The organism is Actinotalea ferrariae, assembly GCF_019733465.1.
GTDB classification, from domain to species: Bacteria; Actinomycetota; Actinomycetes; order Actinomycetales; family Cellulomonadaceae; genus Actinotalea; species Actinotalea ferrariae_A.
In genome coordinates, this window is the sequence record NZ_JACVQL010000155.1 from 1 (window position 1) to 7281 (window position 7281).

The 7281-nt window shown below is 75.6% G+C and carries 8 protein-coding genes and 1 pseudogene; 2 read left to right on the forward strand and 7 right to left on the reverse strand.

Translation table 11 applies throughout. From position 1 onward, the window contains the following. The 6 genes and pseudogenes from ICW40_RS12585 to ICW40_RS12610 all read right to left on the reverse strand — a co-directional run. Window positions 1-212: pseudogene (locus ICW40_RS12585) on the reverse strand (hypothetical protein); the annotation flags it as partial. Between the two features lie 136 nt (window positions 213-348). Further along, window positions 349-1869: an adenosylhomocysteinase gene (ahcY, locus tag ICW40_RS12590; RefSeq protein ID WP_221654369.1), complete on the reverse strand. Its 1521-nt coding sequence runs from the start codon at window positions 1867-1869 to the stop codon at window positions 349-351. Window positions 1870-2138: 269 nt separating this feature from the next. Continuing rightward, complete coding sequence (locus ICW40_RS12595; RefSeq protein ID WP_260459165.1) at window positions 2139-2408, reverse strand: Trm112 family protein; 270 nt, start codon at window positions 2406-2408, stop codon at window positions 2139-2141. Further along, window positions 2405-3913: a phosphomannomutase/phosphoglucomutase gene (locus ICW40_RS12600; RefSeq protein WP_221654370.1), complete on the reverse strand. Its 1509-nt coding sequence runs from the start codon at window positions 3911-3913 to the stop codon at window positions 2405-2407. Before ICW40_RS12600 ends, ICW40_RS12595 begins: the two co-directional genes overlap by 4 nt. 78 nt (window positions 3914-3991) lie before the next feature. Beyond that, window positions 3992-4138 (reverse strand): hypothetical protein, encoded by a 147-nt coding sequence (locus ICW40_RS12605; RefSeq protein WP_221654371.1) that lies wholly within the window; start codon window positions 4136-4138, stop codon window positions 3992-3994. A gap of 88 nt (window positions 4139-4226) precedes the next feature. Then, window positions 4227-4589: a DUF3499 domain-containing protein gene (locus tag ICW40_RS12610; protein ID WP_221654372.1), complete on the reverse strand. Its 363-nt coding sequence runs from the start codon at window positions 4587-4589 to the stop codon at window positions 4227-4229. An 88-nt stretch (window positions 4590-4677) separates the two neighbouring features. Here ICW40_RS12610 and ICW40_RS12615 point away from each other — a divergent pair, with 88 nt between their 5' ends. Further along, on the forward strand, window positions 4678-5124 hold the full coding sequence (locus tag ICW40_RS12615; protein ID WP_308121781.1) for a metallopeptidase family protein: 447 nt from the start codon (window positions 4678-4680) through the stop codon (window positions 5122-5124). A 71-nt stretch (window positions 5125-5195) separates the two neighbouring features. Then, window positions 5196-6056, forward strand: a complete 861-nt coding sequence (locus ICW40_RS12620; RefSeq protein ID WP_221654373.1) for a glycosyltransferase family 2 protein — start codon at window positions 5196-5198, stop codon at window positions 6054-6056. A gap of 114 nt (window positions 6057-6170) precedes the next feature. Here ICW40_RS12620 and ICW40_RS12625 read toward each other — a convergent pair. After that, window positions 6171-7281, reverse strand: a 1111-nt coding sequence (locus tag ICW40_RS12625) for a DUF5719 family protein (RefSeq protein WP_260459163.1), incomplete at its 5' end; no start/stop codon positions are given.

Genomic DNA, 7281 nt, shown 5'->3' on the forward strand with positions numbered 1-7281 from the left:
TCGGGGGTGATCGGCCCCCCGGACGAGCGGAACATCGGCAGCGCGACCGCCGGCGCGGCCGCGGCGACCGCAGGGGCCGGTGGCGCCGCGCGGACGGTCGGCAGCGCGGCGGGGACGGTCTCGCGCGGTGGGGAGCCCGGCGGCGCGGGTGCGCACGCGACGAGCGCGGCCGCCACCATGCCGGCCGCGAGCGCGGGCGCCGTCCTCCCCATGTCGCGAGTATGCCCCGGACGGCGAAGGGGCCCGCGGCGCCTCTCGGCGTCCGCGGGCCCCTCCGTCACGTCACCGGGACCGGTCACCGGCACCGGTCACGGGTGCTGTCCCAGTACCGGGACCCAGTACCGAGTTTCAGTACCGGTAGTGCTCCGGCTTGTACGGGCCGCTCGCGTCGATGCCCAGGTACTCGGCCTGGGTCTTCGTCAGCTCCGTCAGCCGCACGCCGAGCGCGTCGAGGTGCAGGCGCGCGACCTTCTCGTCGAGCACCTTCGGCAGGCGGTAGACGCCGACGGGGTACTCGTCGCGCTTGGTGAAGAGCTCGACCTGCGCGATGACCTGGTTCGAGAACGAGTTGCTCATGACGAACGACGGGTGACCGGTCGCGTTGCCGAGGTTCATCAGGCGCCCCTCGGACAGCACGATGATCGACCGCTCGGGGCGGTCGCCGTCGGCCGGGAACGTCCACTCGTGGACCTGGGCCTTGATCTCCGTGCGGGTCACGCCGGGGAGCGCGGCCAGGCCGGCCATGTCGATCTCGTTGTCGAAGTGGCCGATGTTGCCCACGACGGCCTTGTCCTTCATCGCGGCCATGTGCTCGGCCGTGACGACGTCGCGGTTGCCCGTCGTGGTGATGAAGAAGTCCGCCTCGCCGACGACGTCCTCGATCCGGACGACCTGGTAGCCGTCCATGGCCGCCTGCAGCGCGCAGATCGGGTCGACCTCGCTGACGACGACGCGCGCGCCCTGGCCGCGGAGCGCCTCGGCCGCGCCCTTGCCGACGTCGCCGTAACCCGCGACGAACGCGACCTTGCCGCCCATGAGGATGTCGGTCGCCCGGTTGATGCCGTCGGGCAGCGAGTGGCGGATACCGTACTTGTTGTCGAACTTCGACTTCGTCACCGAGTCGTTGACGTTGATCGCCGGGAAGAGCAGGCGGCCGGCCTCGTGCAGCTGGTAGAGCCGGTGCACACCGGTCGTCGTCTCCTCGCTGACGCCCAGGATGCCCTCGGCGATGCGGGTCCAGCGCTGGGGGTCCTGCGCGAGCGAGCGGCGCAGCACGCCGAGGATGAGGTTGAGCTCCTCGGAGTAGCCGGGCTCACCCGGTGCGCCGTCGGCCGGGACCGCGCCCGCGGCCTCGTACTCGGCGCCCTTGTGCACGAGGAGGGTGGCGTCGCCGCCGTCGTCCAGGATCATGTTCGGCCCCGTGCCGCCGGGCCAGGTGAGGATCTGCTCGGTGCAGTCCCAGTACTCGGCGAGGCTCTCGCCCTTCCACGCGAACACGGGGACGCCCTGCGGGGCCTCGGGCGTGCCGTGGGGGCCGACCGCGATCGCGGCCGCCGCCTCGTCCTGGGTCGAGAAGATGTTGCACGACGCCCAGCGCACCTCGGCGCCGAGCGCGACGAGCGTCTCGATGAGGACGGCCGTCTGCACGGTCATGTGCAGGGAGCCGGCGATGCGCGCACCGGCGAGCGGCTGGGCGTCGGCGTACTCGGCGCGGAGCGCCATGAGGCCCGGCATCTCGTGCTCGGCGAGGCGGATCTGGTGGCGGCCGGCCTCGGCGAGCCCGATATCGCGGACCTTGTAGACGCCCGGCTCCTCGTCGAAGCCGGGCGTGGGACGGGCGCTCGTGGGACGTGCGGCGGTGGTGGTCATGGTCACCTCAGGTGTCGGCACCCCGGCCGGCGGGCGGCGGTGTGCGGTCGGTGTGTGCGGGCGGTTCGTCAGGCGGGTCGCACGGGACGCGGCGCGCTCGGCCGGCGCGACGCGACGGGCGCAGCGCGGCAGGGGCGGGACGGTCGTGCGGGCCCGGCGCGGCCCCTCCGGGCCGATCGGCATCACCTGCGCCAAGCACGACCATGCTACGCGACGCCCCCGTCGCACGGCAGGGGCACGTGGGCGAGGCGCGCATCACATCAGGCGGCTCAGACCGTCCCCTCGGACTGCACGCCCTCCTCGACGAGCAGGACGGGGATGCCGTCGCGGATCGGGTAGGCCAGCGCGCACGCCTGGCCCTGGCAGACCAGCTGGGGCGAGCCGTCGACGGCCGTGCCGTCGGCGAGCGCCGACCCGCACGCCGGGCAGCGCAGGATGTCGCGCACCCAGGCGTCCGGGGAGGCCGTCGGCCCGCCCTGGCCGGCGTCCTCGTGGACGTTCTCGTGGACGGTCTGGTCGCCGGCCCGGTCCTCGGTCATCGGTCCCCCTGCTCCTGCCCGTCGGTCACGGGCGCGTCGGCGCGCACGAGTGCCAGCACATCGTCGCGCACCTTCTCCATGATGTCCTCGTCGGCGGCCTCGACGTTGAGCCGCAGCAGCGGCTCGGTGTTCGACGCGCGGAGGTTGAACCACCAGCGCGGGTGGCTGTCCCAGTGCGAGACCGTGAGCCCGTCGAGCTCGTCCACCTCGACCGGCCCGGCGCCCTGCTGCGTGACGTAGGCGTCGACCACGCGCGCCCGCGCGGCGGCGACGTCGGCCACGCGCGAGTTGATCTCGCCCGAGGCGGTGTACGGCGCGTACGCCTCGGCGAGCTCGCTGAGCGTCAGCGGCCGCCCGTCCGCGGCGCGGGCCTGGCCCAGCGCCGCGAGCACGTGCATCGCGGCGAGCATGCCGGTGTCGGCGAAGAAGAAGTCGCGGAAGTAGTAGTGCGCGCTGTGCTCACCCCCGAACACCGCGTCGTGCTCGGCCATCTCGCCCTTGATGAACGAGTGGCCCACGCGCGTCCGCACGGTGCGCGCGCCGGCCGCGTCGAGCAGGTCCGGCACCACCTTGGAGCTGATGAGGTTGTAGATGACGGTCGGCGTGCGACCCGCGGCACGCTCGCGCGCCACCTCGCGCAGCCCGACGAGCGCCGTGATGGCCGACGGCGTCACCGGCTCCCCGCGCTCGTCGACGACGAAGCAGCGGTCGGCGTCGCCGTCGAACGCGAGGCCCAGGTCGGCGCCGTGCTCGACGACGGCGGCCTGCAGGTCCCGCAGGTTCTCCGGCTCGAGCGGGTTGGCCTCGTGGTTCGGGAACGTGCCGTCGAGCTCGAAGTACAGCGGCACGACGTCGAACGGGAGCGCCGGCAGACCGGCCGCGTCGCCGAGCACCGCCGGGACGGTCAGGCCGCCCATGCCGTTGCCCGCGTCGACCACGACCTTGAGCGGTCGCGCCTCGCGCAGGTCCACGAGCGAGCGGAGGAAGGCGGCGTACTCGGCGAGCATCTCGCGCTCGGTCACCGCACCCGGCTCGGGCGCGGCCTCGGGCGCCTCGACGAGGTAGCGCGCGGCGAGCGACCGGATCTCGCCGAGTCCCGCGTCCTCGCCGACCGGCCGGGCGCCGGCCCAGCACATCTTGATCCCGTTGTACTCGGCGGGGTTGTGGCTGGCCGTGAACATCGCCCCGGGCACGTCGAGCGCGCCCGACGCGTGGTACAGCCCGTCCGTCGAGCACAGCCCGATGAGGACGACGTCGACGCCGCGTGAGGTCAGACCCTCGGCGAAGGCGCTCACGAGGTCCGGGCCGGACGGCCGCATGTCGCGTCCGAGCACGGCGCGCGGCCGGCCGCCGGCCGGCGCACCCGCGCCGCGCAGCACGACCACGTCGGCGAACGCCGCGCCGATCGCGCGCGCGACCTCGGGGCTGAACGGGTCGGGGACCACTCCCCGGACGTCGTAGGCCTTGATCAGCGCGTGGAGGTCAGGAGGGGTCGGTGAGGTCACGGCGGCAGCCTAGCCAGGCGTGCATTGCGGGGAGATGTCCGCCCGCAGTGCGGCCGGACGGCCCCGCGTGCGCTGCGGTCAGCGCGGCTTGCGCGCCGAGCGCTCGATGACGGACTCGATCGGCAGGGTCTCCCAGCCGCCGTCGGCACCGGCCGTGAGCCACTCGCGCCGCTCGCAGCGGTGGCAGGAGACGAAGGTGACGTCGGTGCCGTCGGTCAGCACCATGGGCAGCCGGGTGAGCTCGGGGCTCCCGCACGACGAGCACCGGTCCGGACGGGGACCGTCGCCCGTGGGCGGCTGGGCGGCCGCCACGTCAGCCCTCGCCCCGCAGCACCCGGAGGTGGCCGCGTCGGGTGATCTCGGTGCCGGACGGCGCCGGCTCGGGCGCCGGGGCGGCGGGCCGTGGGCGGCCTGCCTCACGCACGGCGTCGGCGAGCGCCACGAGGTCGTCGGGGCTCGGGCCGGTCGGGACGAACTCGGGCGTGAGCCGGACGACCTCCCACCCGCGCGGCGCCGTGAGCCGACCGGCGTGGTCGCTGCACAGGTCGTAGGAGTGCGGCTCGGCGAGCTGGGCGAGCGGCCCGAGGACCGCCGTCGAGTCCGAGTACACGTAGGTGAGCGTCGCGACCGCGGCGTGCCCGCAGGCGCTGCGGGAGCACTGCCGTCCTGACCTCACAGGCGTGAGAGTACCTGGGCATCCCGACACGCGCCCTGCACCACGCCGCCGGGCGCCCGACCTGGGCCTCCCGACGTACAGTGGCGCCGTGAGCACCGTCCAGCGCCGCTCGGCCGGGGTGGCCCTCGCACCGCGTCGACGGGACCGCCGGGGCCGAGGTCTCCGCGGCCCCCTGATGCCGACCTCCCTGCCCGGGTACCGCTCCCGCGCGGAGCGCTTCGACGACCACGTGCTGGCCGCCGTGGAGCGCCTCGAGCGCCGCTGGGCGGCCCAGCTCGAGGGCACCGAGTTCGCCGTCGAGGACGTCCCGCCCTCCAACCCCGCCCCCTGGGAGCACGGGGGCGTGCCGCTGGGCCGCTGCTTCCCCGCGGACGCCGGCATGCCCGCGCGGATCGTCGTCTACCGCCGGCCGCTCGAGACGCGCGCGGTCGACGAGGCGGACCTCGCCGACCTCGTGCGCGACGTCCTCGTGGAGCAGGTCGCGCACCTGCTGGCCCGGGCGCCGGAGGACGTCGACCCCGGCTACCACTCCTGACGCGCGACCCCGGCGTGCACGGGTCGCCGCGGACGAGCGGGCACGCGCCTGCGTCTAGGGTGGACGGCACCATGGCCGTCCCCTCCCCTGCTCGCGTGCGGGTCGTCTGCGTCACGTACCACCCCGGCGACGAGCTCGCGGACTTCGCGACGTCCCTGCGGGACGCGACGTCCGCCGACGTCGACCTGGTGCTCGTCGACAACGGGACCGACCACACCGTCACGGAGCGCGTCGCGCGCGAGCACGGCGGCCGGGTCGTGGACCCCGGCGGCAACCTCGGGTACGGCCGCGCCGCCAACCTCGGGGCCCGGGAGCTCGACCAGGACTGGCTCGTCGTCGCGAACCCCGACATCGTGTGGCACCCGGGGAGCCTCGACGGCCTGCTCGAGGCCGCGGCCCGCCACCCGCGCGCGGGGGCCCTCGGCCCGGGCATCCTCAACGTCGACGGCACGCGGTACCCGTCGGCGCGCGCCCTGCCCTCCCTCACGCACGGCGTGGGCCACGCGCTCCTCGCGCGGCTCTGGCCGGGCAACCCCTGGACGCGCGCGTACCAGCGGCACCAGGAGGGCGTGCTCGCGTCGGAGGAGCCCGCCGGCTGGCTGTCGGGCGCCTGCCTCCTGCTGCGCGCCGACGCCTTCCGCGAGGTCGGCGGGTTCGACGAGAGCTACTTCATGTTCTTCGAGGACGTCGACCTCGGCGAGCGGCTCGGGCGGGCCGGGTGGACCAACGTGCACGTGCCCGGCGTGACCGTGACCCACGTCGGCGGCACCTCGTGGCGCGAGCGGCCGGCGACGATGATCCGGGCGCACCACGCCTCGGCGGCGCGCTACCTGTCGCGCCGGTACCACCGCTGGTACCAGTGGCCGCTGCGGGTCGCGCTGCGCGCCGGGCTCGCACTCAGGCAGGCGCTCGAGCTGCGCAGAGCCCGCTGAGCGGCGCCTGCTGAGCAGAGCCCGCTGAGCGGCGCCTCCTGAGCAGAGCCCGCTGACCAGAGCCCGCTGACCTGAGTCCGCTGACCAGAGCCCGAGGTGCAGGCAGAACTCGGCTCAGCGGAGGCGGACGAGGACCTCGGGCTGCGCCCTCGCCGGCCCGACGGGCACGAGGGCCGCGACCAGGTCGCCCGCGGCGGAGGGCTCGACCAGCACGGCACCCCAGGCGATGCGCGGGTCCTCCGTGCGCAGGACCACGGCCGCCGGGTCGGGCGCCGGGACGTCGGGCCCGAGCAGGGCGTCGAGCGGGATCGAGGTCGTCGTGCCGGCGGCCAGGCGGAGGTCGCGCGTGCCGAGCGACGCGCCGTCACCGTCCAGGACCTCGAGCTCGGCGCGCGCGGCACCCGTGACGTCGTCGTCCGTCGCGACGCCGAGCGTCAGCACCCCGCGCCCGCCCGGCAGCGCGAGGGGACCGCTCACCCCGCTCGCGACGGAGGGCACCCAGGCGCGGTCGAGGGGCGCGCGTGACGGCGCGTCCCCGGCGGGCCTGCCGACGCCCGTGCCTCGCGTGACGAGCGCGGCGGCGACGACGGGCACGTCGCTCTCGACGACGGCGGTCCAGTCGCCGGCCGGGAGGCCGGCGAGGGGCACGTCGAGCACGGCGCCCGCGTCGAGCTCGACCTCGTCCGCGCCGGGCAGGTCCTGCGGCCCGTCCGGGCCGAGGAGCGAGATCCGCGCGGTGCCGTCGCGGTCCCCGGGGACGAGGAGGCGCAGCGCCGCGGTGTCCGCGCCGTCGATCGCGGTCTCGGTCACGGAGAGCGCGGGGACCACCTGGCGCTGCGCGGGTGCGCGCCCGGGCACCACGTAGTCGACGCCCGCGGGGACCAGGCCGCGCAGCTGGCTGTCCTGGAGGTAGGCGGTCACGAGCCCGCCCGAGGCGCTCAGGTGCACGACGACGCGCGACTGCTCGGCCGCGACGCCCTCGAGGAGCACGACGCGCTCGGCGCCGGGAGGCACGAGGTACTCGGGCGCGCCGGCGAGCTCGACCGCCCCGGCCGGGCCCCACAGCTCGACGTCGACCGTGGCGGGCGTGCTCCCGGGGTTCTGCAGCACGAGCCGTGCGCTCGAGCCGAGCGAGGTGCTTCCGCCCACGAGCCAGGCCTCCGCGCCGGGCCGGCGGCACGACGCGGCCGCGAGCCCGCGCAGGTCCCCCGCCGCGGTCCGGACG

Coding starts and splice junctions, on each gene's coding strand:
- ICW40_RS12605 (WP_221654371.1), bottom strand. CDS start 4,138: ATGGTGCTGACCGACGGCACCGACGTCACCTTCGTCTCCTGCCACCGC.
- ICW40_RS12595 (WP_260459165.1), bottom strand. CDS start 2,408: ATGACCGAGGACCGGGCCGGCGACCAGACCGTCCACGAGAACGTCCAC.
- ahcY (WP_221654369.1), bottom strand. CDS start 1,869: ATGACCACCACCGCCGCACGTCCCACGAGCGCCCGTCCCACGCCCGGC.
- ICW40_RS12620 (WP_221654373.1), top strand. CDS start 5,196: ATGGCCGTCCCCTCCCCTGCTCGCGTGCGGGTCGTCTGCGTCACGTAC.